The 24,440-nt window shown below is 63.3% G+C and carries 26 protein-coding genes; 2 read left to right on the top strand and 24 right to left on the bottom strand.

From position 1 onward, the window contains the following. Positions 1 to 4 precede the first annotated feature (4 nt). The 8 genes from BM438_RS06110 to BM438_RS06065 form a co-directional block, all read right to left on the bottom strand. Entirely contained in the window at positions 5 to 622 is a 618-nt protein-coding gene (locus BM438_RS06110; RefSeq protein WP_093633420.1) for a DUF3275 family protein, read from the bottom strand. Between the two features lie 109 nt (positions 623 to 731). Continuing rightward, positions 732 to 1,277 carry an STY4534 family ICE replication protein gene (locus BM438_RS06105; protein WP_093633419.1) on the bottom strand — a complete coding sequence of 182 codons (546 nt, stop codon included), beginning with the start codon at positions 1,275 to 1,277 and terminating at the stop codon, positions 732 to 734. Between the two features lie 417 nt (positions 1,278 to 1,694). Further along, on the bottom strand, positions 1,695 to 2,060 hold the full coding sequence (locus BM438_RS06095; protein WP_425270724.1) for a DUF3085 domain-containing protein: 366 nt from the start codon (positions 2,058 to 2,060) through the stop codon (positions 1,695 to 1,697). A 79-nt stretch (positions 2,061 to 2,139) separates the two neighbouring features. After that, positions 2,140 to 2,946 carry a GTPase gene (locus BM438_RS06090; protein WP_093633417.1) on the bottom strand — a complete coding sequence of 269 codons (807 nt, stop codon included), beginning with the start codon at positions 2,944 to 2,946 and terminating at the stop codon, positions 2,140 to 2,142. 288 nt (positions 2,947 to 3,234) lie between these two features. Next, positions 3,235 to 3,789: a hypothetical protein gene (locus BM438_RS06085; protein WP_093633416.1), complete on the bottom strand. Its 555-nt coding sequence runs from the start codon at positions 3,787 to 3,789 to the stop codon at positions 3,235 to 3,237. 327 nt (positions 3,790 to 4,116) lie between these two features. Next, on the bottom strand, positions 4,117 to 5,679 hold the full coding sequence (locus BM438_RS06080; protein ID WP_093633415.1) for an ATP-binding protein: 1,563 nt from the start codon (positions 5,677 to 5,679) through the stop codon (positions 4,117 to 4,119). A 299-nt stretch (positions 5,680 to 5,978) separates the two neighbouring features. After that, entirely contained in the window at positions 5,979 to 6,368 is a 390-nt protein-coding gene (locus BM438_RS06070; RefSeq protein ID WP_093633413.1) for a hypothetical protein, read from the bottom strand. 23 nt (positions 6,369 to 6,391) lie between these two features. Next, a complete protein-coding gene (locus BM438_RS06065; protein ID WP_093633412.1) occupies positions 6,392 to 6,640 on the bottom strand; it encodes a hypothetical protein in 249 nt (82 codons plus the stop codon). A 138-nt stretch (positions 6,641 to 6,778) separates the two neighbouring features. Here BM438_RS06065 and BM438_RS06060 point away from each other — a divergent pair, with 138 nt between their 5' ends. Continuing rightward, positions 6,779 to 6,976 carry a hypothetical protein gene (locus tag BM438_RS06060; protein ID WP_093633411.1) on the top strand — a complete coding sequence of 66 codons (198 nt, stop codon included), beginning with the start codon at positions 6,779 to 6,781 and terminating at the stop codon, positions 6,974 to 6,976. Here BM438_RS06060 and BM438_RS06055 read toward each other — a convergent pair. Together BM438_RS06055 and BM438_RS06050 are read right to left on the bottom strand one after the other, a co-directional pair. Beyond that, positions 6,964 to 8,391 carry a DNA cytosine methyltransferase gene (locus BM438_RS06055; RefSeq protein WP_167378314.1) on the bottom strand — a complete coding sequence of 476 codons (1,428 nt, stop codon included), beginning with the start codon at positions 8,389 to 8,391 and terminating at the stop codon, positions 6,964 to 6,966. The two genes, BM438_RS06060 and BM438_RS06055, sit on opposite strands and share 13 nt — an antisense overlap. Positions 8,392 to 8,900: 509 nt before the next feature. Continuing rightward, entirely contained in the window at positions 8,901 to 10,916 is a 2,016-nt protein-coding gene (locus BM438_RS06050) for a DNA topoisomerase III (RefSeq protein ID WP_093633410.1), read from the bottom strand. Positions 10,917 to 11,315: 399 nt separating this feature from the next. Here BM438_RS06050 and BM438_RS06045 point away from each other — a divergent pair, with 399 nt between their 5' ends. Continuing rightward, positions 11,316 to 12,014: a hypothetical protein gene (locus BM438_RS06045; protein ID WP_093633409.1), complete on the top strand. Its 699-nt coding sequence runs from the start codon at positions 11,316 to 11,318 to the stop codon at positions 12,012 to 12,014. Between the two features lie 84 nt (positions 12,015 to 12,098). Here the strand turns inward: BM438_RS06045 and BM438_RS06040 are convergent, their stop codons facing one another. The 14 genes from BM438_RS06040 to BM438_RS05975 form a co-directional block, all read right to left on the bottom strand. Continuing rightward, on the bottom strand, positions 12,099 to 12,737 hold the full coding sequence (locus tag BM438_RS06040) for a hypothetical protein (protein WP_208620613.1): 639 nt from the start codon (positions 12,735 to 12,737) through the stop codon (positions 12,099 to 12,101). 186 nt (positions 12,738 to 12,923) lie between these two features. Then, positions 12,924 to 13,796 (bottom strand): hypothetical protein, encoded by an 873-nt coding sequence (locus BM438_RS06035; protein ID WP_093633408.1) that lies wholly within the window; start codon positions 13,794 to 13,796, stop codon positions 12,924 to 12,926. A 148-nt stretch (positions 13,797 to 13,944) separates the two neighbouring features. Further along, the gene (locus BM438_RS06030; RefSeq protein WP_093633407.1) at positions 13,945 to 14,346 is read right to left on the bottom strand and encodes a single-stranded DNA-binding protein; all 402 of its coding nucleotides are present in this window, start codon (positions 14,344 to 14,346) and stop codon (positions 13,945 to 13,947) included. Continuing rightward, positions 14,343 to 14,870, bottom strand: a complete 528-nt coding sequence (locus BM438_RS06025) for a DUF3158 family protein (RefSeq protein WP_093633406.1) — start codon at positions 14,868 to 14,870, stop codon at positions 14,343 to 14,345. Before BM438_RS06025 ends, BM438_RS06030 begins: the two co-directional genes overlap by 4 nt. 2 nt (positions 14,871 to 14,872) lie before the next feature. Then, positions 14,873 to 15,670, bottom strand: a complete 798-nt coding sequence (locus tag BM438_RS06020; protein ID WP_093633405.1) for a PFL_4669 family integrating conjugative element protein — start codon at positions 15,668 to 15,670, stop codon at positions 14,873 to 14,875. 271 nt (positions 15,671 to 15,941) lie between these two features. After that, entirely contained in the window at positions 15,942 to 17,114 is a 1,173-nt protein-coding gene (locus tag BM438_RS06015; RefSeq protein WP_244179266.1) for an STY4528 family pathogenicity island replication protein, read from the bottom strand. Positions 17,115 to 17,116: 2 nt separating this feature from the next. Beyond that, the gene (locus BM438_RS06010; RefSeq protein WP_093633404.1) at positions 17,117 to 17,677 is read right to left on the bottom strand and encodes a DUF2857 domain-containing protein; all 561 of its coding nucleotides are present in this window, start codon (positions 17,675 to 17,677) and stop codon (positions 17,117 to 17,119) included. A 17-nt stretch (positions 17,678 to 17,694) separates the two neighbouring features. Beyond that, complete coding sequence (locus BM438_RS06005) at positions 17,695 to 19,398, bottom strand: ParB family protein (protein WP_093633403.1); 1,704 nt, start codon at positions 19,396 to 19,398, stop codon at positions 17,695 to 17,697. Next, a complete protein-coding gene (locus BM438_RS06000) occupies positions 19,391 to 19,654 on the bottom strand; it encodes a hypothetical protein (RefSeq protein WP_093633402.1) in 264 nt (87 codons plus the stop codon). The genes BM438_RS06005 and BM438_RS06000 overlap by 8 nt, the downstream gene beginning before the upstream one ends. Next, the gene (locus BM438_RS05995) at positions 19,638 to 20,498 is read right to left on the bottom strand and encodes a ParA family protein (protein ID WP_093633401.1); all 861 of its coding nucleotides are present in this window, start codon (positions 20,496 to 20,498) and stop codon (positions 19,638 to 19,640) included. The genes BM438_RS06000 and BM438_RS05995 overlap by 17 nt, the downstream gene beginning before the upstream one ends. Before the next feature lie 35 nt (positions 20,499 to 20,533). Then, positions 20,534 to 20,761 carry an AlpA family transcriptional regulator gene (locus tag BM438_RS05990; RefSeq protein WP_093633400.1) on the bottom strand — a complete coding sequence of 76 codons (228 nt, stop codon included), beginning with the start codon at positions 20,759 to 20,761 and terminating at the stop codon, positions 20,534 to 20,536. A gap of 107 nt (positions 20,762 to 20,868) precedes the next feature. Beyond that, the gene (locus tag BM438_RS05985; RefSeq protein WP_093633399.1) at positions 20,869 to 21,627 is read right to left on the bottom strand and encodes a hypothetical protein; all 759 of its coding nucleotides are present in this window, start codon (positions 21,625 to 21,627) and stop codon (positions 20,869 to 20,871) included. 479 nt (positions 21,628 to 22,106) lie between these two features. Continuing rightward, positions 22,107 to 23,021: a LysR family transcriptional regulator gene (locus BM438_RS05980; protein WP_093633398.1), complete on the bottom strand. Its 915-nt coding sequence runs from the start codon at positions 23,019 to 23,021 to the stop codon at positions 22,107 to 22,109. 363 nt (positions 23,022 to 23,384) lie between these two features. Further along, positions 23,385 to 24,398, bottom strand: a complete 1,014-nt coding sequence (locus tag BM438_RS05975; RefSeq protein WP_167378313.1) for an AraC-like ligand-binding domain-containing protein — start codon at positions 24,396 to 24,398, stop codon at positions 23,385 to 23,387. Positions 24,399 to 24,440: the final 42 nt, after the last annotated feature.

The raw sequence follows: 24,440 nt of genomic DNA, 5'->3' as shown, positions 1-24,440 counted from the left end.
GCCTTCAGGCGGCGGTGAGTCGGTGCCAGTCCTGGTGCGGCAGCGGTCTGAACTCGTAGCCCAGAGCGCCGAGGCGATCACGTTGCAGACGCAGGATGCGACGTTCGATCGTTGCGTCGAGCTTGACGGTTTCGCCCAGCGGCCAGAGGTCGCCGAACAATACGGCGTCGTCGGCTTCGACCGAGGATCCGGCGGAGGCGACAGGCGGCTCGGTGCCGAACGGTGTGGTATCGACAAGGGGATCACGCGGGTTGCGGGACCTCGCCTTGGCCCTCGTCCCGGATGTGGCCGGGGCGGAGGCTTGTGCTTCCTCGTCGATCGGATCCACTTCCTGTGAACTCAGACGATGCGATTCATCGCCCGTCAGGGCATCGATGTTGGACAAGGTCATGCCGTCCAGATGGGCGCGGACTTCCAGAACCCAGCGGCCGTTGGTGTTGTACGTCGAAGGGCCAATCCGGGCGATCGAAAAATCGCCGTCGTACTTGCCTTCCTGATACTGGTCGAGTTCGGCGTCCTTGACGACAAATTCGCCAATCGAGGTCGCCAGGCGGCCGACATTGAAATCGCCGTTTCGGCCGTGAATGGTTTTGATGGCCAGTTGGCCGGGAATCGTGATCATGGAAATGCCTCCTGTAGGAAATAGGAGAGCACGTGTCGCGGACACGGGCATGCCCGGCGACGTGTGTTCATGGGAGAGGAAAAGGCCCCGGCGAGCGGGGCCTTGTGGATCAGAACGAATCGCCAGCGGCCATTGCGGGAACGTCCGCATCAGGATCGGCGACTGACCCGGATGATTCCGGCGTCGGTGTTTCCTGCGCGGTGGGCGTGTCGGCAGCTGCGGGAGCGGGTGTCTCGCGTTCGTCGGCGTCGGACGATTTCGGTTCGGCCTTGTAGTACTCCTTGCCGTCGATCTTGATCCAGCTGATAAACAGCAGGCGTGCCTTGAAGCTCACACCCTGCTCGCCGACGCGCTTCCCCTTGGTGTAGGTGAAGGTGTCGGCCCACAGATCGCCCAGGCGAAACGCGATCAGCACTTTCTTCTCTTCCTTGACGGCATCCATGCAGCGACGGACGAGATGCTGCGCTTCCGTACCCGATACACGCGTGTCAAAACGCACGTACGAGACATCGTCGCTGGGACCGTTGAGGGCCGCGATGTCGCAGGCCAGGAAGGCATCGCCTTTCTTGGGTTTCACTTCGCGGATTCGATTGAGATACCCGATGCCGGTGATGTGCAGGTCGAAATAGACTTTCGGATTGGATGAGGTGGTCATGATGAATCTCCTGGAGGAAAATGCGGAGACACACCCGACCCCGGCGGGGAGGTGTGAAACCCCCGCGCGGGTCGATGGATCGAGCGATCCGGGAACAACGTGATTGGCATCGCCGCTGATCGAGTCAGTGGCTGTTCGCGCATGGATGCCGGTGCGAACGGGAGTGATCAACGCGGTGAACACCGCGCCGTAGCCTTGAAGATCGGGCTACCTGGGCATGTCGCTGACACGTCAGCGGGACATGATCCCAGCCTGGGTCAGCCGCACCGCGAATTCGAGCAGGAATGCGCACTCATGGGACGCCTGATTTCGTTGTGCATCGAGTACCGCTACGCGTTGTCCCGCCAGATCGTCGGTCGTGACAATCTGCAGGCGTAAAAAAATGCCCCCGAGACGGGGGCCGATGCAGGGGGGGTGTCACAGCTTGCCGCGCCGTAGGGCGACGGCACACAAGGTCACGCTAGTGGGTGTGACGGCGACGGTGAGATCGTCCTTGCTGTTGAAGATGCGCTGGAAGACCTCGTCTGTCGCCGGATCGAAGTATTCCGCCATGTCATCGCCGCCGAGCTCGTGATGAGCGAGCGCATACCATTGATCGAAGGGGTCGATCTCCGGATGACAGCCGACGGCATAGGCGAGTTGTCTTGGTTGTCCGTTGGCAAAGCGCTTGTCGTGCTCCGACATGAAGTAGACGCCATGATCCTTCACGAGAAGGATCTTGCACTGGTTTCCCAGCGCTTCAGACAGTACGGGGCGCAGGTCCGCGTTCTTGAATCGCAGCATGATGGACTCCTGAAAGAAGTTGATTGGCACGTCCACCGGGCGAGGTGGACGTGCCATGGGGAAGGAAGCGAGGAAGGCATTAGTGCCGGGTGGCGCTGCGCGATGGTGGTGCGACGACATCCACGCGGATGCGGCGCCACTGACCGTCGTCGATCAGCTCCGCAAGAACGTCGCCGAGGTCGTCGAAGTACACATCCTTGACGATGCATTCGACCGGTGCGCCATCGCGTCGCGATTCGATGGCATAGCTGTCCATGCCACGGTTGTAGAGGACGGCGACGCGCCCGATGAACTTGTCGCTGCTGACGGTGAAACGGATCGCCGGTGGTGTCCGGATGATGTCATCGGGGGTGGGGTCGACGACCTCGAAATCTCGCGCATTCGCATCGACCAGCATGTGAGTGATGCAACGGAAACCGTCGGGTGCAGGCAACTGTTCAAGTTGCTGGACCATATCCTGCAGCTCGGGGCATTGCGGCGTCGCGATCGGAAGCTTTGCCGGTGCCGTCCCAAGGATGATCGATTTCACCGTGTACGGCTGGCCGTCCGCTGTGAAATGGGTCGTTTCTTCGGGGGTGTCCGCACGCTTGCCATCGAACCTGCGGCGCGCGTACGGCTGCACCATCACCTTTGTCCCTTCTGTCGGTACCTGGGTGGCCAACTGGCGATCGAGCACCGCGAATTCGGCTCGTCCGGTCTTGATGACCATGGCCTCGGCCGTGGTGGCAATGACCGTGCCCGTGAATGGCTTCGGATCGATCTGAAAGCCCAACGTGGATATCATTGGCTGATCGTCAAAGCAGCTGAACTTGAACTTGCGGATGTTGCGCGGCACGTGACCCGCAACCAGCACGGGCATCTGTTCGCGAATGGATGAGCGATTCATGGGAGACTCCTTGTGAATAGACAAGGGAGTCCCGTCCGCAAGGGAGGGCATCCCTTGGGGGTGGTTGAGGAAGACGCAAATGCGTCAGGTACAAGCGAGACCAGCGCGATCGATCGCGCCGTAGCCTTGAAGATCTGGGCTACCTGGGTGGCGTGCCGACTTCTGTCGGTGGGACCGAAGTCGAAGGTGACGGGTCCGCGCGTCGCTCGGAACGATCAATACGCAATGGCGCTGGCCGTGATTCGCATCAACAGCGGCCTCGCAGGGCCGCCAGTGGGGATGCATGGCTCAGTGGTCGCGCACCGTGTGCTTTTTCCAGAGCGCGAAGGCTTCGTCGATCTGTAGCTCAGCCAGGATGACGATGGGCGTCGCGTGACGCGCACGCATCTGGGCGAAGTAGGCGGGCCGGTTGGTGATGGCCGTGAGCCGGACCTGTTTGAGGTAGCGGAGCTCGCCGTCGCGGACGAACAGGACCTTGTTGGCGATGTCGCGCCTGAAGGCCGCCCGCATCTTGCGGTCGACGTGCATCGCTTCAGCGAGCAGATCGATCACGAAATCCAGCGTGACATTGCACAGATGCGGCTCTCCTGCGTCGCCGTCTCCGTGATTGAGATCGACCGCCGGCAGACTTTCTGCAAAGGCGCTGGCTGCCGCCAGTCGTGGCGATTTGCTTTCGCGGGCATGTACAAAGGTCATGCCGCCGTTGCCGTCATTGTGAGCGTCGGCGATGGGGTCGCCGTCGAACAGCACGGTTGCGGTAAAGCACAACGTTTCCTCGCTGGCGAAATCAGCGACCTTGAGGTTCTTCAGGGTGATGCGCTGCTGTGGGACAAGGGTTTCCATGAGTGTTCCTCGAGTGATGGGACGGGGGCATGCCGCGTCGGGAACGATGAGCGACGAAGTGGGCAACCTGTCCGGTGGAAGAATGGGCATCGGTGCTGGGGAGCACGTGTCCGCGGTCATGATGCGAAGCGGACCGGTTAGGTCGGCGCGGACGACCCGCGGCGCAGCCTGGACGACCGTGGCTGCTGGCATGGCACTGATTCATCAGCGACATGTGGGCAGCGTGGCGAGCGGGATGGCAAACGTCCGGCGTCATTCCGGTATCGGCGCTCCCCCATTGCACGCAAAGAAAAACGCTCCCGAAGGAGCGTTATGAAGGGCGAGGCATCAGGTGGTGACGGTCTGCAGCTTGCCTTCGTTGTCGAAGATCAATCGCACCGTGATCCCGGCCAGTTTGGCCTGCGGCGTGTAGCTTAACGAAGGCGGGAGCAATGCACTGACGACGCGGGCCGGGTCTTGCGAACAGCCGATTGCGATAAACGTGCGCAGCGTGCGTGCGTCGGCATCCTCGCTTTCCTCGCTGTAGCGATCATCGAAGACATAGTCCGAAACGAACCGGGTCACCGAGTTGGCCTGGTCGGTCAGATAGAGCCGGTCCTCCTTGCGAACGGCGGTGACAGGAAAGTTATCGGACTCACCTGCCAGTCCGACACTCAGGGACTCGACGAGAACTGCCGTGACACTGTCGGTCAGGTTGATCCGGTCGTCTTCATGTAGAACCGCGCCATGCTGGACAACAACCTGTTCCGGCGAGATCGACCTTAACAGGCCGTACAACCAGTGACCCTGGGCCAGGCGATGCTCTTCGAGCAGGAAGCCGTCGCGGGCGCACACGTAGACTTCGGCAGCGAGTTCATCGCCGTCGCTGCCCTCGATACACCAGACACCGCCCGCGGCCAGCGCCTCGTCGGCCACCACGCCATCCTCGACATAGTGTCGCCAGTAGGGGCGAAAGCCAGGCGGCTCGATGCTCCAGGCACGAAACCAGGCGCGCGGCACGAACCCGATGTCATTAAGCAGGTCGACATTCGAGGAGCTGAGGCATGTCTCGGCGTAGCGCAGCGCGAACTCGCTGGCGGCAAGACCCATCTTCGCGTCAATCAATGCCTGACGGAAGGCGTGGTCGATCGAGGTCTGGATGCGACGGTGATCGTCTTCCTCGTTGAGTAGGTGTTGTCGGTCCGGTAGGCGGGCGATCATGTCGTCGTGCAGCAGCACGACATGGTGCCTGCGCTCGGCAGGCTGATTCCCGATAGGCAGGCCCTGGAGAAAGCAGCGCCATTGGCGCGAGGATCCGTCGAGGTCGATCAGTATCCGGCCCACGGGCGTTTCCCGCCACGGCAGTGTGGAGTCGGTCAGTGGTCGGGCCATGGCGTCGCCGTTGAACGACACCTGTACCGGAAACGCCTCGCACAAACCTTCCAGTTTCCGCCGTACCCAGTACGACAGACTGAAGCCGTCATCGGGTGACTGCACGCCGTCGAGTCGGATCTCCGTGCCGATACGTGTGCCTTCAGCATGAACCTCGATGGCGTCTCCCCGGATGATGGCGGCCGTTGACGCGTGGAATGCCTGCGTGCCCGAATGCACTGACAGGTGCTCAGCGAAGTACAGCGTGGACAGCACGCCCATACCGAAGGCGTGTTCGCGTACCTGCAATGACGGATCCCAGCCGGACTCCGCAATGAAGATCAGCGACTGCAGGTCGGCAATCCCCGAGCCATCGTCGCTGATGGTGATCGTGCTGTCGTCGGCGGTGACGAGGATATGGTTGGCTCCGGCGCGCCGGGCATTCTGCAATAACTCTCCGAGCATGGATTGTGGATTGAAGGCATGCCGAAGGTTGGCGATCAACCGGTGCTGATTGGTCTTGAGACAAATGGTGCTCATGGAGAGACTCCTAGGCGTGATGCGCCGGAAGGGCGCTGTGGACGAAAGCGCGCAACCGGATGTGACGGTGTCCCGAACAGGTCGGGAAAACGACATGATGTGGAACGGTGTGATTGCGCGACGAGGCATGTATCGACGCCGACGAGGGCGCCTGTTCGCGGTGACGATGCGAGACGAACGGGTTGCGGCGCCGCGGGAATGGATTGCCTGATTCAACGCGGGCGATGTCGAGAGAGCGAGACCCGTAAGGGATGGACGCTCTTCGAGTGATGACTGTGAGAGCGCGACGCCGTGTAGACCTACCACGGGTCGTAGTAGAGGATCAGCGCGGCGATGACCTCGCGGCGTTCGAGATCGAGACGGCCCAGATGCGCCAGTCCTTCGAAGCCGATTCGCCGGAATAGCGCGCCACCTTCGCGGGCGCTGTAGAGACTGATCATGGCGGCGAGGAAGATCTGCCGCGCGGGGCTCATGCGATCGATGGCATCGCCGAGCAGGAGCATATTGGGACGCAGGTCCATTTTGCTGCGAGCGCGTTCGAGACCGTCGAAGGTTCCATCGCCGAACAGCTCCGGGCCGGCAAGTGTCGCGCCGTGTCTCCAGGCATTGAAGAACGCGGCCGATGCCTGGGTGGCATGTAGGTCCCGAACGGTCCGTCCGACAATGTCGTGCGCGTATGGCTGGTTCATGAAACAACTCCTGTGGCTAGGGGTCAGGGACAGGCGCGCTGATGCCAATCACCCGTGGCAAGCGCACGGGTGGCGGCTTCATGGCTAGTGAAGTACTCGCGCGATTCACGTGAAACGGGTTCGCCTGCGAGGGTGGTGCCGAGGTAGTAGCCGGCGGCACTTTTCAGGACCTGCAGCGGCAGGCGGAGGTCGGCATACGTAAGCGCCAGATAACCGATGCCTGGGTTTTCGGCGGAACGAGCCTGGGACGATAGGGAAGCAGTAGAGGACATGATGAACTCCCGGGCATCGGGAAGGACCTCATCCCGAAGGGATGAAGACGCATCCCATGAGGTGGACCAGAGCATCGACGCCAGCACGTGGCGGCGTCCGCCAGAGCGATGCGAAGCGGACTGGGTGGGGTCAACGCGATGAATCTGCGATACAGCCTTGAAGACCCGTGGCTGTCTGGGCATGTTGCTGACATTCGTCAGCGGGACATGGCGCTACCGTCGCAGACGATCCGGCGCAGCGCATGCGCAAATCCGCACGCACGATGGGCCGCATTCACCGATGCGCGCGTCGATCGGCGCGCGCATCGGGATGACATCGAACGTCAGGTGAGCTGACCGAACTGCTCGATGCGTTCGCCGATCCAGCGCATACAGGGAACGGCCATCGAGTTGCCGAGTGCCCGATAGCGCGGGCCATCCCGGGCCGGCGCCATTCGTACGACGTCGCCACGACGGTTCAAGGCAGGCACCGGTACAAGCGAATAACGATCAGGAAAGCCTTGCAGCCGTTCGCATTCGAGCGGCGTCAGGCGACGGACGCGCATCGCCTGCGCTTGCGCCATGGCCTGCGCGATCGCACCGATGCCGATCCCGGCGCGGCCGCCGCTGGGCGTCATTAGCGTGTTCGCGGTGCCGTCCTGACGGACCTCCAGATTCAGGCCGTCGTTGCGACCGCGCAGCGCCAGCGTCATCGGCTCCACGATACCGAGATGGCCGTTGCCTGCCGCATGGCTATGTACGTGGTTGCGGGCTCGCATCGTGGGCACGATGTCCAGCCCGACCGTGACCTGCGATGCACTGCAGTCGAAGGCGAGGTAGGTCTGCTGTTTCGCGCCCGGTCTCGCGGCCAGGGCGCCGGCGATTTCGAGAGGGCGCACTTCGTTGCGCTGGTTCTGCGCGAAAACGAACGGTCCCGCACAGACCGATATCGGAGCATCATCCTGTGGGGTGTTCGCCGATGGGACGGCGGCCGGCACGTCGGCGATCAGGTTGTCGTTTCCGTCGCCCCGCGGGCTGCCATAGCCGTGATGGCCAGCACTTGCCGCAACGGTTCCGGCAACGTCTTCCCGCGTTGCTCGGCGCGGCGGAGTATCCCGGCGCACGCGGTCCCACTCAAATAGTATTGCGGCGGGATCGAGCCGGTCTCGAGCACTTGCGACAACGAAGACACGCTTGCGTCGTTGTGCCAGCTCGAAATATTGGGCGTCCAGGGTCCGCCATGCAATTGCGCGGACGGGTCCATACACAGCACCAGCGTTCGTCCATTTTCGCCCTGGTGGTCGCAGTGCTGCATCTTCGCCGGCAAGGCCAGCCAGAAAGCACCCGAATGCATTATCCGAGGTGGAGAGTACACCGGGGACGTTTTCCCAGACGAGGATCGCGGGTGGTTCACCGCGCGCTGCACGGACCTGGTCGATGGCATGGGCAAGCTCCACGTAGGCAAGGGTCAGATTTCCGCGCGGATCGGCGAGAGACTGTCGGTGGCCGGCCACCGAGAACGCCTGGCAGGGCGTGCCGCCCACCAGGAGGTCCGGTGCTGGGATGGTGCCGGCGCGAATCTGCGCGGCGATGCCGGTCATGTCGCCAAGATTCGGCACCTCGGGGTAGTGATGGGCGAGTACGGCGCAGGGTAGGCGCTCGATCTCGCTGAACCAGGCCGCGTGCCAGCCTAACGGCCTCCAGGCGACCGTGGCGGCTTCAATGCCGCTGCAGACGCTGCCGTAGCGCAGCGCATGTACTTTCGTATTCATGGTCAGGGTTCCTGTGGGTACGCCGGCAGGCGCGGACGAACACGCGACGGTCTGCCGTGCGAAAGTGCTGCAAGGAGTCGCAGGAAAAAGGCACCGAAGGTTGAGTCAACCTTCGGTTAAGAGGGCGGTGCCACCCGTGGGCTGACACGCGAGCGGGCCGTCGTCAAAGCCTGTCGCGGATACAGTGTCCGCACCCGACCCATATCGTGGCTGGGGTCGGCAATCGTCGGCACACATCCGTGCACAAACGGAGCCCGCTATCGCCGGCGGGCACGGCATCGAATACCAGTCACCCCGAAGGGTTTCCTGGCCGCTCGGCACGCGTGCGTGGAACGGTCAGGAAACCCTTCGACATGATTGGGAGAACCGCAGATCAGGGAAGGCGTGTGGCCGGTTGACGATTCGTCTTCTGATCCCGTGCATCACTGGCGCGGGATGCGCACACCATCGCAAGAAGGTGGCGGTGTGCTTGGGGTGCCTCGCGGGGACGAGGCAGGGTGTTCGTCGGATCAGGGACCTCTGCCGGATGACTTGCGGGATGTTCGCGGTGCCTTCCGGTTGCCCGCCGGTTCCACCGGCAGGGAGCCCTTGCAATCCGGATAGCGACTGCAGGACCAGAAGGCACCGCTCTTGCCCGTGCGTCGGCGCATCGGCGATGCGCACAACGGACACGCGGGTGCCGGAGGCAACTGGATGGATAACGTGGCGTTGCGATGTTGCTGCACCAGCTGATGGACCCAGGCCGACTGCCTTTCGATGAATGCATCGAGCGTCAACTGGCCCGCCTCGATCATGTCCAGCGCCTGTTCCCAGATGGCCGTCGTGCCGGGATCGGCGATGGCGGCCGGCACGGCATCGATCAACGTGAAGGCGGCTTCGGATGCACGGATGGCGCGGCCTTTCTTGAGGATGTACCCGCGACCCATCAGTCCGCCGATGATGCTCGCGCGCGTGGCCTCGGTGCCGATGCCGGTGGTGTCCTTGAGCTTTTGCGCCAGCCGCGGATCGGTCACGAGCTTCGCCACGCCTTTCATCGCCTTGACCAGTTCGCCCTGCGTATACGGACGTGGTGGCAGGGTCTTGAGTGCGTTCAGCTCGACGTGGTTGACCGGGCAGCGCATGCCCGAGGCGAGCGCGGGCAGCGACTGGCTGCGCGGCGACGGATCATCGTCCGGCGCCTCCGGATCACTGTCGAGAAACGCCTGGCGCCAGCCCGCGATGACCACCTGCTTGCCGGTGGCCTGGAGCGAATGGCCACCGCACGACAGTAGCGCCGTCGAGCGGTCGTACTCGTGATGCGGCAGGAACTGCGCGAGATAGTGGGCGCGGATGAGGCCGTACACGGAGCGTTCCTTGTCGGACATCGCAGCGAGATGCGTCGGCTCCAGCGTCGGGATGATGCCATGGTGCGCGCTGATCTTGCCGTCGTTCCATGCGCGTGAGCGCTGGGTGCGGTCGAGTGCGTCGATCAGCGGGCGGAGGCCCGGATCGGTCGCCAGCAACGCGTCCAGTACGGCGGGGACTTCGGCCAGCATGCTTTCCGGCAGATACCCGGAGTCGCTGCGTGGATAGGTCGTCGCTTTATGCGTCTCGTAGAGCGACTGCGCGATGTCGAGCGTCTCCTGCACGTCGAGGCCGAAGCGGTGGGAGCAGACTTCCTGCAAGGTGCCCAGATCGAACGGCAGTGGCGCCACTTCGCGTACGCGCTCGGTCTCGATCGTGATGAGCTCGGCCTCGCGGGCCGAACGGATGCGTTCGGCGGCCTGCTGCGCGACTCCTGCCTGCAGGCAGCGACCCGCTGCGTCGACGGTACCTTCCGGGGCCAGCCAGCTGGCCGTGAATGACTGGCCGGCATGGCTTAGCGTGACGTCCACCGTCCAGTACGGCACGGAGACGAACCGCGCGATGTCCCGATCGCGATCGACCACCAGCTTGAGCGTGGGCGTCTGCACGCGGCCCACCGACAGCACGCCGTCGTAGCCGGCCTGGCGGCCAAGCAGGGTGAAGAGCCGGCTCAGGTTCATGCCGATGAGCCAGTCGGCGCGGGATCGAGCGAGCGCCGAGTAATACAGGGGCAGCGTTTCGGCACCCGGTTTCAACGTCGCGAGCGCCTTGCGGATCGAGGCATCGTTCAGCGCGGATAACCACAGCCGTTGCACGGTGCCGCGATAGCCGCAAAGTTCGAGGATCTCGCGCGCGATCATCTCGCCCTCGCGGTCCGCGTCGGTGGCGATCACCAGATCCGATGCGGCACCGACGATGTTCCGGACGATCCGCAGTTGATCCGCCGTCTTCGGCTTGGCTTCAATGCGCCATGGCGCGGGGATGATGGGAAGCTGATCGATCGACCAGTGTCGATACTGCTCGCCGTAGGCTTCCGGTTGTGCCGCTTCGACCAGATGACCGATGCACCAGGTGACCATGATGCCGGGGCCGCCGTAGCAACCCGACCCGCGTTTGGTCGCACCCAGTACACGCGCGATGTCCTTGCCCTGGGACGGCTTTTCGCAGAGATACACACGCATGAAGGCTCCCGGGGCGCTTGATGGTCAGCGGATGAACCTCAGCATCCCGGTCGGCAGCCGGCGCGGCAGCAAACAACGTGAACGTGGTCGACACCTGGTTGTGTCGCCGCAGCGCTCGGCGGCGGCGACACGGGCGCACCGGAAGCGGATGCACCTCGCGACAGCCGCTTCCCCGACGGCGGCTCCCTCGTCACACAGGCCCGCGCCTTCCACATCGATTGGCGGCTAGGGGCATTCAGGGGTAACATGTGAAGCAGGCGCCCGCCCAAGCTCTGGACAGCTTGAAAAAGGCATTGGCAGTGCGTGACCCGGCAACACCTCCGCTTTCTTTCATCCGGCATTCCGGCTGTTCGATAGCGACAAAACGTCCAGCGCTCGAACAGTGACGGAGTATTCGGAATGACCACGCTTGTAAGCAGGGCCGCCTACGCGGCATCCCAAGGTCTTGCCCAGCGGGGCTTGACGGTAAAACGCTCCCACCTCTGCGAAGTGATCGCCGCGCTGCTCGGCTACGGCACCCATGCCGCGCTGACCGTCGATGAGGTGGACCCGGCACTCGACTATCACCTGGACGACGCCGAGATCCTTGTGCTGCATCGGCCGATGGGCGAGGGACGGGCCAGTGCATTGGCGATGGGCACGTCGGCCGCGACAACCACGGCGGTTGTCACAGCATGTGTCGAGGCACTGGTCGCCAGTGCTGCGCCCACGCCAGTCTTTGTCGGCATCGCCGAGTTCTACGATGCTCACGCCCGCCAGGCATTGGCCGAGGCCATCGTCGAGGCCGACGATGTCGCCGACACCATGGCGGGGAGCAATGCCACCTTCCCTGACGAACCCGAATTACCCGACGAGTGTCCACCGACCACGGACCTGTGGACGGCGGTTGACGAATGGACGATCGAGGCCGACGGAGAAATGACCGGGGAGTACGACCCGGAGGGGGATCGCATGTTCAACGGCGACACACTGGACTGCCGCGGCTGGTTGACTTACCGCAAGGCGGGGAGGGCTGGACTGGTCCTGCTCGATAGCGGCGGAGGCGCAGCCGCCGACGATACCTGGCGTGACGACAACTACGGGGATGAACAGCTCTAAGTGAGACTGGTCAGTCAAACTGACGAATCAGCGTGGTACTGGCGCAGGGAGCGCGTCCAGTACCACGTTGATCGGCGGCGTGTATCAACCCTGCCCGATTTTCGCAAGGTGATTCCTCAGCAGGAACCAGCACATGTTGAGGGCGAAGGAACGGCCCAGCCGCGTCATCTGGTTTTCCGGTATGCCGATGGGACGATGGGCGCCAGGGCTCAGAAAACCATAGACCCCCACCAGACCCTTCTCCTCTTCGATCGATATCTCGCCGCTATTGCGCAGGAATGCGATCACTTCGCCCCATTTCGAAGGATTGTACGTAGCGGGATTCGATAGCCGTGCAGCCACATCAGCGGCGACATCGACCGCTAACGTTTCCAGTGCGACGCGAGCGTGCACCAGCGACGCGTTGTAGTCGGGCGGCGTCGTGCGAAACGATTCGGCCGAAGCATTGATCCCGGCGATGATTTCCTGACGTCGCGGCGCGCCCGAGTTCTGCAGAGCTCCGATCAGGTCGTCATCCACTGGCGTCCCATCGGCAATCGATGGATCAGTCTGGATGAGCGTTTTGTCCTGGACAATGTATCCGTCCAGAAGCAGGCATTGCGTCAGGTCGTGCATGCGCTCTTCAAAACGATATTTCGGAGTGACGCGAGCGCGTAGGTCGCCCTGAGTCGCCATGATCTCGGCAAGCACCAGCATCAAGATGTTGGCGTCGAGCGCCCGCAAGGTACTCGACAAGTTGGAGAGCAGTTGTGCCGGCCAAAGCGAGAGATGCTGCGCACCGTATTTGCCCAGGAGCACTTCGGCTACGGCCGGTTCCTGCAGGGCCAGAAATTGCGCAAGCGAATAGCGCGTCCTTTTCCCAATCATGCTGATCATCCCCCAGAAGATGGCTACCGAGCACCGCCCGGTTTAAGTGGCTTGCTCTTTGGGCGAAGTCGCTTGATTGTCCAGGTAACGACCATACGCGCGCAGCAAGTCCTTGGCAAACCGTGTGACCTGCGCGCGCTGCACACCGGTCATCGGTTTCAATGGAGCGGGATGCTTGCCGTTGTGGCGGCCGCCTTTTACAGCGCCGTCGTTGAAGATTTTTCCGAAATCGCTCCAGTCGGCTTTGGCGATGCCGAGAGCATTGCGGGCATGATCGTCTTTGCCAAATTTTGCGGTTACAGCGTCGCGTACGTCGTACAGGTGATTGATGGCGTGCTCATCCGCGCCGAAGGAGAGGTTGAAACTCTCCCAGGCCCGGCGGAAAAAATCATCACCTAAATGCTTCACGACACCGGCACCGGTGATACGTAGTTCGTCTTTTGCGTCTTGAAGGGCTTGCCGTGCCTGCTCCGCTTCCGATGCTCTGGCGTCGAGCACTAAGGTTCCATCAGCGTCCGTTGTGCGTACATTAAGGATACCGACGCCCACGTTGACTCGGTGAGGTTCGATATTCCGGCTGACGCCGTCCTTCACGAATTCCTCGAAGAACATGCTGAATTCAACACTACCGGATAGGTGCGTGCGTCGTAACCCAGCCAAGGCTTGGACGATCTGCATAAAGGTAGGCAGTTTGTCGCGCCCGAAGCGGGCTAGCTGCGCTTCGTCATAGCTGCTCTCCGCGTAGAGCCACTTCGTAGCGATGGTGGTGTGTGCTCCGGATGTGTCGAGGACGGGCACGGGTATCGTGCGAATGGTCAGTCGCCAGTCGCAAACGTCAAGGCCGTCTTCGGGAATGAGTTCGTCAAAGAAGTTGTTGGGAGTCGGGCAGGCCCTTACCCGGACATAGCTAGTCATCGCAGGCTCACTGGTGTCAGTCATGTTTTACCAAAGCCGACGATGATACCAAGAGAAATCACATTACATTTTCGGGGCATGCCCGTCATTTCATTGGCGCGTTCTCACCGTCCCGGCAAGGGTAGGTGCCGTTTGTCGGTGCGAGCCCCTAGCCGGCCGCGGGGTGCGATGCATCGACCGAATTGGGCTTGGCGCTGAGCGTGACGGCTTCGATTCGATACGGCAGCATGCCGATGCTGCGTGCCACGATCTTGTACGTGGTGCGCGGCTCGTCGTTGTCGGCCTTCCAGTCATCGCGCTCCATGTGGCCGCGGACGATCACGCGCATGCCCTTCTGGAAAAGCTTGGCCCAGCGCTCGGCATCACGATGCCACCATTCGACGGGCGCCCAGAAGCCGCCGCGATCCTCGTAACCATCTTTCCCGAGAACCGGGTGGTCGAAAAACACATTCAACCGCAGCACGCGCCGCGGTTCTTCATTGCCGTTGGGGATTTCGCGAAATTCGGGGGGCGAACCGATGTTGCCCTCGTTGGAAAAATGCGTGCTCATGGGAACTCCTTTCTCGGGGTGGTGGGCGCAGTAACCGGTGCGGGCCGGCCGGTGCGTCGCTGGTACATCGCTTCGGCGTGGGCCACCTTGCCGGCGCAGGCTTGGGCCTGCAGGGCGATGCTGTGGGTGAGGCTGATCTGCATGTTCAGCGCGATGCGCTGGAGCTCGATTGCATACAGGTCGTCGATGAGCGTGATCGGCGTCGCGGCATGGCCCACCAGTTCGTTCCACAGCGACACACCCATCTGCGACCGATCGAGGTTGCGCCAGCGCAGAAAGGTCGTTCCTGCGCCAGTGGTCTGCTGGGCCAGTTGGACCGGGAGCCGGTTGAAGGGGTAGGCGCGGGCCTGCGGCAGCACCTGCCGTTGCGCCAGGGCGATCAGACCCGCGCGCAGCGCAAGGCATTGGCTGGCCCAGTCCTCCAGAGGTCCCTTACCTTTAAAAGGTTTTAAAAGGCCTTTTAGGTAGGCCGCGTGTTCCAGACGCTGGAAGTCCGGCTGTGCCAGTGGCAGGAAGGCAGGCATCGTTACTCCGCCTCGTCGTCCGACGCGCCGTCCGTCGGTTCCGCGTTGCCATCAAACGACGGTGCGGGGACCGGGTCGACGGTTGGCGCACCGGCGGGTGCGTGAGGAATCGTGGTCCGGCCAGCCAGTGGCGACCGACGCACAATGGGGGGTGCGAAGCGCGAGCGGCGCGTGCCTTCCAGCACGTCCTGCGGCAAGGGGCCGAACTTCTCGAGTGCGGCACGCGCCGCGGCATTGTTCGCCGCGAAGTCGTCGCGCTGCGTGCCCGAATACTTGTACTGCTGGGCCAGCGCGAACAGGCTGCGCAGCGCATGCGCGCCTTCGTTGAGCCAACGTTCCAGCGTGCTGCGATCGATCATGGCTGTGTGGTGCGCCAGGATCAGGTGGCGGGCCAGGTCGTCGTAGTCGGCCAGCAGATAGACCGCCATGAAGCCGAGCTGCGCGTTGATGAACAGCGGCAGCTTGACCGGCTGCACGTTGAGGTTCTCGCTGACGCTGAGCGAGGCCGGGCGTGCGGCCAGCGCCTGGTCGACCTGCTCATGCACGGTCTGCAGGCGCGCTTTCGTTTCCGCCAGCTTGTCCTCGATGCGCAACATCCAGAAGTCCGAGTACGGATCGTCCTGCTCGGCACCGCGCTTCATCTTGTTCATGATCGACACAAAGCCGTTCAGACCGATGATGCCGGGTCGCCCTTCCGCGGCGGCGCGACCGTGCCAGATGCGCGAGGCGTGATGCGTGTGCAGCGTGAGCGCCATCGCGCTGCGCAGCGAGCCGAGATTGAGCTGAAGTTCGTTGGCCATGGGGCAACCCGTCGGAGAGAACGAGCCGCCAGCATCCACAGGCGCTGGAAGGCCTGCAGTGAACAAAGCGCATCCCGTGACGACTGTTTTGATTGGCGGAAGGCACCGTGTTGCGCTATACCACTGGTATAACCGCCGCCCGTCGGTTTGGAGTGCCGGCCCGGCGCGAAGTACCGCGCTGACGCGAGCGTCCCGTCGTTCGGGTTCGATAGGCCGGAAGGCGGTGTGTTCCGCTATACCAGTGGTATAAGGCGCACGGCGAGACCATGGATCATTCGCGGATGCGCAGCATCGCCCGCAGTCGCGCGATGTGTTCCTGGACCACCTCGGGGGCGGCCGGTCGCGGCGGTGGGGATCGTGACGGGGAGGCGACCGGGGCACTGTCGTCCCGCGCGGCGACCCACGCTTTGAAGTCACCGCGCAGGGCTTTCTGGATGATCCCGAACAGGTAGCCGGCAGGATGGTGCACCGTGCTGGTCCGGCAGCGCGCATCCCATTCGTCGAAGATCGCCTGATGCAGGGTGGCGTCGACCTGCTGCAGGGCTACCAGTGCGCCGGCCTGCTGTTCGTCCTTGAGCGCATGGAAACGCGCGGGCACGCGAAGATCGGATGACGCGGCCGGCTCGCGTGCGCGCAGTACAGTACGTATCTCTGATGTTTTACTAGTACGTACTGTACGGTCCTGCTTCGGATTCGGAAGCAAGCCGTCCGGCGCGGGTTGGCGACCCGCTTCGGATTCCGAAGAAGGCGCCTCCGCATTCCGAAGCAGGGTGTTCGAGCTTCCTTCGGAATCGTGCGTGCGGTCATCCTGTGGATAACTCGCTGACGTAGCGGTATCGGAGTCGTCACCGGTGGACAGGGTGGTCCAGCCCTGACGTGCCAGGCGTTCGCTCATTACCTGCAGGCGCGTCGGCAACAGCCGGCCGTTGAGCAGGGGGTCCTCGCTGATTTCATGCAGGGTGCAATAGCCGATCCGCTGGATGGCCTTGCTCGCATGCGTCAGCGCGTGACTCACCAGGCCGAGGTATTCGGAGTCGAGCTGCATCGCCTCAAACGGTGTCAGCGGTTCGTCGTGGAGGACGTATACATTGCCCTGCAGGCGGCCGGTCGCGGCGTCGCGCCGACGGCGCACCAGGCTTAGCCATCGCGTAAGGCGAAGCAGGGTGAGTGCTCGCGCTACCGTCTCGAACGACGCTTTTGGCGCACACGGCATGGAGGCCAGGAAGGGCCGCAGCTGCTCATACGTGGGGAAGGCGACCAGGCCATCCTCGGTGAGCTGCATGCGGATGACCTGCCAGGCGTTGCGTTCGAGCGGCGTCAGACGCCCGTCGAGAAACAGCGCGCGCGGCACGCTCTCGTGACGGTTGCCGCTGAAGAGGAACGCATCGCCCGATGCGGTACCGGAACCTGCTCCGCCTCCGCGCGCGTTGGGCGGCGCGGCCATCACTAGGTGAGGCCCTGCTCAATCCAGGCGTGGATGGCCGACCAGATCACCGACGCGGGCAAGGCCAGTTCATCGGCCAGGTCCAGCGTCAAGGTCAGCATCGCGGTATCGTCGTTGAGAGCGATACCGCGCGCCTTGACCGCCGGCTTCCAGTGCTCCCACAAGGTGGTTTCCTGCGTTTCGTTCAGCACCGGATGGCGGCCCTTGCGCTTGGGCAAGCCGAGAATCTCCCGGCGCAGGGCGACTTCCTGGTGGGTCAGACCATAGAAGCGGCTGACCATCTCGGTGCTGGCACCGAGGCGCAGCATCCGGTCGATCGTCGCCACTTCGGTGTCGACGTCGTGCACCTGCCGGAGCAGCCGCTGCAGGACATCGCGATTGACCTGCACCGAGCACCAAGAGACGGTCGCATTGAGCAGGATGCTTACCATCGCCGGTTGTTTAAGCGCGTCCAGTTCGGGGTCGCCGAATCCCATCGCTTTGCAGCGCCGGAGCTGACCGTTGCGCAAGTCATGCAGGGCCTGCGCAATGACCGCCTGATTCAGGGGGTGCGGTGCCGACATGATGCACGTCCTCGGGGTCAGGGGAGGGAAGCGGCGGCATCGGCCGGCCGGCTGGATTCGAGTTCCACCAGCCGGCGTGCCAGCCGCACGAGACGATAAAGTTTGACCAGCGCACTGTCGCCAAGGCGGAGTGCGGAACCCTCGTCGCCGCGCCCAATCAGCAGCGCACCGAGCACGTCTGTCGGCGCTGCCTGTTCGACGGGGGATGGCGGCGCAATCACGCACGAAGGGTGCGCACCCAGCGCCTGCAACAGGACGATGACGGCGTGGGCGAATGCCGCGTGGGGTACAGCGTCGGCCGTTGCGGGCAGGTCGGTGCAGATGAAGCCCATGCCATCATCGGTCGCCTCGATGCAGTCGGCCACGTCCGCTTCGCCCGCGATCTCGCGCGCGAGTTGCGAGATATGGACGCGCAGGCGATCGGGCAGGTCGAGGCCCGGTTCGATATACCAGACATCCGAGATCGGATAGAGGCCGCCCGCCTGCACCGGGATTGCTTGCACGACATTGGTCGCGAAGTCGGGCAACGCGTCGCCGAGTTCGTTGGCCACCAGTTGCTGTATGGACTGCAGGCGCCCGGTCGTGGGCGCGGGCGACACGACGTGTGCGTCGCGGCGTGTGTCGTCGCGATCGGCCGGGCGATCCGGCGAAGGATCGGCGGAGGGGCGCTCCCCGGCACCGGACGGTGGTGGCGTTGCGGCGCTAGCCTGCGGCGGCGAGGCAGGCGAAGACACCGTGACCGGTGTCGACGAGGGTGGCATGGTGGATGGCGTGTCGGCGCCGACGGCGCGACCGACCGGTGCGATGGGCGCGGCGGGCTCGCTGGTCAGGGCCTGCTGGCGGTGCTCGGTCTCGTGCATATCCAGCAGCAGCGTGTCGTAGTCGACGCCCAGCAAGTCGGCCATCTGGCCGACCAGCTCGTCCTGCACGCGCTGCATTGACAACGTGTCCGGCTCGCCGTCGAACGATGCCAGGACGTCCTGGAACAGCGCGGGAAAATCGGTAGCCGGGCTTTGCGTGGCGGCCCGGTTCTCCCAGAGCCGGGCGGCCGCGCGACGCAGCGCGGTCAGACGCTCGACCTGCGGGCGACCGAGCCCGCCGTATAGCAGCTGCGGGATGGCGGGCAGCAGATAGCGCACCGCATCCTGCATGCGACTGATGTGAGGCTGGGTCACCGGATAGCCGTCGGCGGCGAGCCGGCGAGACAGCGCGCTTTGCGTAAGCGGTTCGCCGCTTTCCTGCTCGTAGAGTTCCCGGGCCTTTTCGACGGCGAGCGCCCGCTCGATGAACGAGAGCCCGCCATGTAGTTCGTTCTCTGCCAGGTGACCGGTGAGAGCAACGATCTCGCCGCGGCTCGACCACGGCCGGAACTGGCATGCGATATGAAAGAAACGTTCCTGCCGGGTTTCGGACCACAGCTCGCGCAGGATCGCCAGCCGCGTATTGCCACCATTGCGGATGATGTAGTGATCCTCGCCCGGGCGTCGAGTGATCGCCGGCGGAGCGTCCAGACCGCGTTCGCGGATCGATGCCTTGATATCGTCGAACAGCGGATTGCGGGTGACCCGCGGGTTGTGCTCGTAGGGACGCAACTGGTCCAGCGTCACGACCATCGGTGTATCGACGATCGGATCGGTGAGGCTCGTCGCTTCCGGTCCGGCACGCCGGAATCCGTCCACGAGCAGTCGGGCCGCCATGGCGTCGGGCGTCGAATCAGCCATCGTGGTCGACCGCCGGCGTGGGTAGGGCAGCACTGGTCCTCGCCAGGCGCTCGGTCCGGCGCAACTGCGCGCGTGCGTTGCGGACGGTCCGGTAATCGCTGGTCGTTCCGCTGGTGAAGATCGGTGGCAGACCGGGCTTGAGGAATTTCAGGTGGCCGCCGGCCGTGCGCTGCACCTCCCAGCCTTCGCGCAGCGCGTATTCGATCAGGGGGCGCAGCCGCCGGTGGCCGCGCGCGAGCTCATGGGCGTTCGGCATGGATTGCACTCCTGTCCGGGCCGCTCACCTGGGCGAATCGCTCGCGCCACTGCGGGAACAGTTCGATGGCGAGCGCCCGCATGGTGTCGATGGCGGCGGGTGCGACGCGCCCCGTGGGTCGGCGGACTTCCACGTGATGCACCGGCAGTGAACGGGTTGCCGCGCGCGGATACGCTTCGATGGCGGGAATGTCGGTCGCGAGGATCTGGATGGTGGGCTGGTCGTCGAAGATCTGGCGCAGGGCCTGCTGGATCATCCTGGCGTTGGCCGACACCGCGGGTACCCGATTGATGAGAAGGCGCAGCGCGGGCGGCGTGATACCCAGGCGACGATACGGCGCGAGGTCATCGATCAGTTGAAGCGTGCCGCGGCGCAGCTCGCGCGCGGCGAGGATTTCAGGTGTCACCGGAGAGATCGCCAGGTCCGACGCGATGACCGCCATCTCCAACAACACGCTGCGTGCGCCCTGGGTATCGATGAGCATCAGGTCGTAGTGGGCCGCGAATGCCGGCAGCAGGTTGCGCAGTCGCAGCCGACCGTCGGGCGCATGCAGCAGCAAGGTATTGAGCTGTCCGCGATCGTCGTTGGACACGACCAGGTCGAGCCCGAGGACGGCGGTGTGCGATACCAGCTGTCGGGTGTCCTGTTCGTTGAAGGCGAGCAGTTCGTAGGTCCCGCTGGCCGCTCGGGTCGCCAGGGTGAAATAGCTCGACAGGGTGGGCTGGACATCCAGATCCAGCAGCAGCACCCGTAGTCCCGCATCGGCGACGAAGCCGCCGAGATTCGCGGCGGTCGTGGTTTTGCCCACGCCGCCCTTGGTCGATATGATCGAGATCACCTGCATGGCGCCGCTCCTCACTCGGGTGTCGTCGGCGGCCGTTATGCGCGTTCCTTGAGGCGGTCCTCGATCCATTGATCGATCTCGATGGAATCCCAGCCCACCGCGCGCACCCCCAGCGGGACCGCTTTGGGAAATTTGCCCTGACGCATCAGGTTGTAGATGTGGGCGTGCTTGAAGCCGGTGCGTGCTTCAACCTGGGGGAGGCGAAGGAGACGGCGTTCGGCGGGCGCGACGGACACGGCGGGCGCGGGATTCCGTGCAGACATAACGGGCACTCCTTGACGCTCAGTAGCGTTGGTTGAAGTGCTTCGTATTCCATAGCAGGCGACGGTGGAAATCACTGCAATGGCAGTCCACGCGACTGCAATTGCAGTCACATCTCCGACGAGGACAGATGACGGCGGGCCGCGGCGAACTTCGCCCACAAGGTGCGTTCGCTGATCCCCGGTTGACCCTGGTAATGCGCGACCAGTGCACTGATCACCGACTCGGTGTTATGGAACGACGAGTACGGCGTGCCTCCGGGGGATTTGCCGAGCATCAGATTCAACAGTCCTCCCACAATGCTGAGATAGGTGGACTCACTGCGCGGATGGGCATCGACCTTCTGCTGGTCGGCGGCTGCCCGGGCCGTGTGCGCGGCGTTGAGGGCCTCGTGTTCGGCAACGAGCGATTCCCATGCCCGTTCGTGGCGTGCCAGTTGGGTCTTCAGGAGTTCCTGTTCGGCCAAGAGGGTTTGAACAAGCTCCACGCTCAGGCTTGGATGCAGATGGCGCTCGAGCGTATCGAACAGGAAGGCGGGCCGCTGATCCGGATAGAAACGCGTCATCCAGCTTTTCAGATCGACATGCCGAATGGTCAGGGCCGGGTCGTCGAGCAGCGAGGGGTCGTCGTGGGTGATGCCCTGTCTGCCGTAGGGCAGGTCCCGGTTCGCCATGGCATCGAATAGCCGCTCGGTATTCAGGCGCAGGATGGGCCAGCGGGGAAAATCATTGGGCGCGGGCAGGCTTCGTGGACCCAGGGTCGTCAGGATATCGGCCTCGTGTCGCGTCAGGTCGCTCCACCGGATAGCCGCCTCGATCGGACGATAGAACACTTTCTGGAGAGCGCTCGCATCGGGGGTCTTGCGCATGTTTTCTCCTTTGCAACCTGGAGCTCCTTTGACGAATCATTGTTCGCTAGTACGGCGGACGTTCCAGGAATAAAGCATTGCGTCACCGGCTCTATATCACCGCAAATATGCGGGTTCAGTCGATGAGAAAACGGGCTTGGACGCGTCCAGCTCTCGCTTGACGGAAGTCGTGAAGGTCCGCTAGTCGGTTTGCGCCTCGCCCGCATCGATTTGTTTTCTTCAGATTTTTACAGGACTCTGAATTACTGTTCGAATGGAGGCGATCTGTAAATGTGCGTTTGATCTGAGCGGATGCATCTCTTGCATGACTCGGGTCGTGAGACCGGAGAGGTCTTAGCTGAGGCAGAGAATTTTTCAGTAAACGCCATTTTATTGTGATGGGGACTGCAAAATGATCTGCCTGGATCGGCAAGGCCGGGTCACGGAACTGACAAAAAAAGCATGATGCAGTCGAGCCTGTGATCTGCCTGAAGGACGACTCAGGAGATCTGGTCGGCGGAGGCGCAGATCGCATGACTGTGTGCGCGAACAGCGAAGCGATCCAGTTGCTCCGATGCCGTGGTTCTCGGGCGCAGCAGATAGGTCGTGATGGCCGCCGAGACGCCGGCCAGAGGACGCGACACAATGTCGCTGTGGCTGTACGCAGCGAGCTGCGTTTCCGTCGAAAAGCCAAGGCCGTATCCGGCCGAGACCATCGTCAGCATGAGATCGAAGCTGGCCACACTGGCGGCGACCTCGGGCTGTTGCACCCCGGTGACGCTGTCCAGCAATCGCTGGATTTGCCGGAGCGCTCCGGCCAGCCGGTCGCCGTTGGGGAGCACCAGCGGATAACGCAGTACGTCCGCCAGCTGGAGTTCGCTGTACTCAAGCACGGGATGACGCGCGGGAATGGCAATGGCGATGGGATCGTCCCAAACCGCACAGGCGAAGAGTTCGTTACAACTGTTGCCGGTTAGGGCAAAGCCTGCGTCATAGAGGCCGTGCTTGAGCCCTTTGAGCTGATCGGCGAAGGACATCTCGGTGGGCTCAATGCGGACCTCCGGCTCCTCCTGGCGGCACTTCGCCAGCAGGGTCGCCAGTCGCTGCGGCGCGACGCCGTCGGACACGGCGATGCGCAGCACGCCACGATAGCCTTTCGATGCGGCCTCCGCGCCTTTCCTGGCCTGGTCAAGAGCGAGCATCGCGCGGCGGGCTCCTTCGAGGAACACTTCGCCGGCCCAGGTGAGTCGTGTGCCCTGTCGATCACGCTCGAAGAGCTGGACCTTCAGATCGTTCTCCAGTTCCTTGATCGCCCGGGAGAGCGGCGATTGCTCGATGTGCAGCCGTTCGGCGGCGCGGGCGAAATGGAGCTCTTCTGCCACAGCGATGAAATACCGAAGGTGACGCAGCTCCATACAGACCTTCCTTGTTCAACGATAGCGCCAGGACACTGTTCACGAGGCCAGTGTTCGATGAGCGTGACGAGAAAGCATGCACGGGCCGTGCAGGACTCATGTGTGAAACAGGACACAGATACGGTCGGCACGGTCCGATGCGATACAGCCATGCCGCTCCGCAGGCGATCGCGCAGCGCGGTCGCTATGTTTCAGCGCCGTGGTGGCTGTTGGCCTGGCACGATGACGCGCCCGAAAAGGCGATCACGCGGTCAACGATCCGCGGTTGCGGTGCCGGCGCCTTGTGCCCTGCTGTGGTCCGGCGGAGGTGGGATCGGAAAGTTCATGGCCATGGAAACGTGTTTTTCTGGGGCGGGACGGTGCTTACGTGTCCCCGTTCGTTGAGTCCTGCGTGAACTTGCCTGGCTCGTCCAGCCGCTGTCGACGCTCGAAGGCCTCGCGAGGGGTGTGGCCGAACTGTGCCTTGAAAATCCGCATGAAGTACTTTTCGTCAATGAAACCGTGGCGCAATGCCACGTCGCGAATACGTTCCCAGGGACGGCCGGGCGTCGACAGAACCTGATGGACCCGATAGAGGCGCCGGTGGCGGATCTCCCGCATGATGCCGCCGGTGTGATCGAACAGACGATAGAGCGTTGCGCGCGATATCCCGATGTCCCTGCATATCAGGTCAACTGTCAGGTCGGGCCGGAGCAGATGAGTATCGATATAACGCTGGACACGCTCCATCAGCACGTTCTGGATCGGCTCGTTTGCGGCGATCAGGGCATCGCGCCCCGGCAGGAGGGTCGCGGTCAGCAGGTGCATCGTCGCCTGGGCCACGTGCGGCAGATCACGCGCCGTGAGCCGGGGCAGCGTGTGATACAGATGCGAAAGATAGTGGCCGAAGAGTGAGGCCATCCCTCGAGTCAGGGAGCGGCCGTGCCAGGGATCGGCGTCGGCCGGACACAGGTCGCGCGGAACAGAGAGCGAGATCTCGCTACCTGGCGTGATCACACGCTCGAATACACGCCCGAAATCCAGTACATAAAGTTCCCCGGGCGGCTTGATGCTGGCGAAACCGTCCGAGCGAAGCGCAACTGAACCGTTCAGTTGCAGACTGAAGCTCAGGACGTCACGCTGATCGGCGCGGATACGCGCGGCCGTACGTCTGGCGTCGTAGGAGACCGACGCGTCCGGGTGTCGCCAGGTACGACGCGCGAGAACAAACGGTCCGATCTGGACATGTTCGCGGTGGGCGTCGAACGGGATGTCCGACCGATATACGGCTGCGAAATCGCAGAAGGTACTGCTTGCGACCCACGCGTCGAATCGTTCGTCGGCAGGGGCGTCGCGTGTCGAAAATCGGTGCACGTCCGGGCGAGAAAGTTCGGCCACGTTGCGGCTCCTTGCTGACAGGGTGTTCGTTATAAAAAGATC

Origin of the sequence: Paraburkholderia aspalathi, assembly GCF_900116445.1 — a bacterium.
GTDB lineage: Bacteria > Pseudomonadota > Gammaproteobacteria > Burkholderiales > Burkholderiaceae > Paraburkholderia > Paraburkholderia aspalathi.
The sequence above is the reverse complement of the archived record's forward strand: the minus strand, read 5'-3'. Positions and strand labels throughout refer to the sequence as shown.

Excerpts from the sequence above, each read along its gene's own strand:
- BM438_RS06035 (WP_093633408.1), bottom strand. The coding sequence starts at position 13,796 with ATGACTAGCTATGTCCGGGTAAGGGCCTGCCCGACTCCCAACAACTTC.
- BM438_RS06105 (WP_093633419.1), bottom strand. The coding sequence starts at position 1,277 with ATGACCACCTCATCCAATCCGAAAGTCTATTTCGACCTGCACATCACC.
- BM438_RS06030 (WP_093633407.1), bottom strand. The coding sequence starts at position 14,346 with ATGAGCACGCATTTTTCCAACGAGGGCAACATCGGTTCGCCCCCCGAA.
- BM438_RS06080 (WP_093633415.1), bottom strand. The coding sequence starts at position 5,679 with ATGAGCACCATTTGTCTCAAGACCAATCAGCACCGGTTGATCGCCAAC.
- BM438_RS06020 (WP_093633405.1), bottom strand. The coding sequence starts at position 15,670 with ATGGCCAACGAACTTCAGCTCAATCTCGGCTCGCTGCGCAGCGCGATG.
- BM438_RS06065 (WP_093633412.1), bottom strand. The coding sequence starts at position 6,640 with ATGTCCTCTACTGCTTCCCTATCGTCCCAGGCTCGTTCCGCCGAAAAC.
- BM438_RS06095 (WP_425270724.1), bottom strand. The coding sequence starts at position 2,060 with ATGCTGCGATTCAAGAACGCGGACCTGCGCCCCGTACTGTCTGAAGCG.
- BM438_RS06000 (WP_093633402.1), bottom strand. The coding sequence starts at position 19,654 with ATGCCGAACGCCCATGAGCTCGCGCGCGGCCACCGGCGGCTGCGCCCC.
- BM438_RS06005 (WP_093633403.1), bottom strand. The coding sequence starts at position 19,398 with ATGGCTGATTCGACGCCCGACGCCATGGCGGCCCGACTGCTCGTGGAC.
- BM438_RS06090 (WP_093633417.1), bottom strand. The coding sequence starts at position 2,946 with ATGAATCGCTCATCCATTCGCGAACAGATGCCCGTGCTGGTTGCGGGT.
- BM438_RS06085 (WP_093633416.1), bottom strand. The coding sequence starts at position 3,789 with ATGGAAACCCTTGTCCCACAGCAGCGCATCACCCTGAAGAACCTCAAG.
- BM438_RS05995 (WP_093633401.1), bottom strand. The coding sequence starts at position 20,498 with ATGCAGGTGATCTCGATCATATCGACCAAGGGCGGCGTGGGCAAAACC.
- BM438_RS06110 (WP_093633420.1), bottom strand. The coding sequence starts at position 622 with ATGATCACGATTCCCGGCCAACTGGCCATCAAAACCATTCACGGCCGA.
- BM438_RS06025 (WP_093633406.1), bottom strand. The coding sequence starts at position 14,870 with ATGCCTGCCTTCCTGCCACTGGCACAGCCGGACTTCCAGCGTCTGGAA.
- BM438_RS06015 (WP_244179266.1), bottom strand. The coding sequence starts at position 17,114 with ATGGCCGCGCCGCCCAACGCGCGCGGAGGCGGAGCAGGTTCCGGTACC.
- BM438_RS06010 (WP_093633404.1), bottom strand. The coding sequence starts at position 17,677 with ATGTCGGCACCGCACCCCCTGAATCAGGCGGTCATTGCGCAGGCCCTG.
- BM438_RS06070 (WP_093633413.1), bottom strand. The coding sequence starts at position 6,368 with ATGAACCAGCCATACGCGCACGACATTGTCGGACGGACCGTTCGGGAC.
- BM438_RS06055 (WP_167378314.1), bottom strand. The coding sequence starts at position 8,391 with ATGAATACGAAAGTACATGCGCTGCGCTACGGCAGCGTCTGCAGCGGC.
- BM438_RS05990 (WP_093633400.1), bottom strand. The coding sequence starts at position 20,761 with ATGTCTGCACGGAATCCCGCGCCCGCCGTGTCCGTCGCGCCCGCCGAA.
- BM438_RS06045 (WP_093633409.1), top strand. The coding sequence starts at position 11,316 with ATGACCACGCTTGTAAGCAGGGCCGCCTACGCGGCATCCCAAGGTCTT.
- BM438_RS05980 (WP_093633398.1), bottom strand. The coding sequence starts at position 23,021 with ATGGAGCTGCGTCACCTTCGGTATTTCATCGCTGTGGCAGAAGAGCTC.
- BM438_RS06050 (WP_093633410.1), bottom strand. The coding sequence starts at position 10,916 with ATGCGTGTGTATCTCTGCGAAAAGCCGTCCCAGGGCAAGGACATCGCG.
- BM438_RS06060 (WP_093633411.1), top strand. The coding sequence starts at position 6,779 with ATGAATCTGCGATACAGCCTTGAAGACCCGTGGCTGTCTGGGCATGTT.
- BM438_RS05985 (WP_093633399.1), bottom strand. The coding sequence starts at position 21,627 with ATGCGCAAGACCCCCGATGCGAGCGCTCTCCAGAAAGTGTTCTATCGT.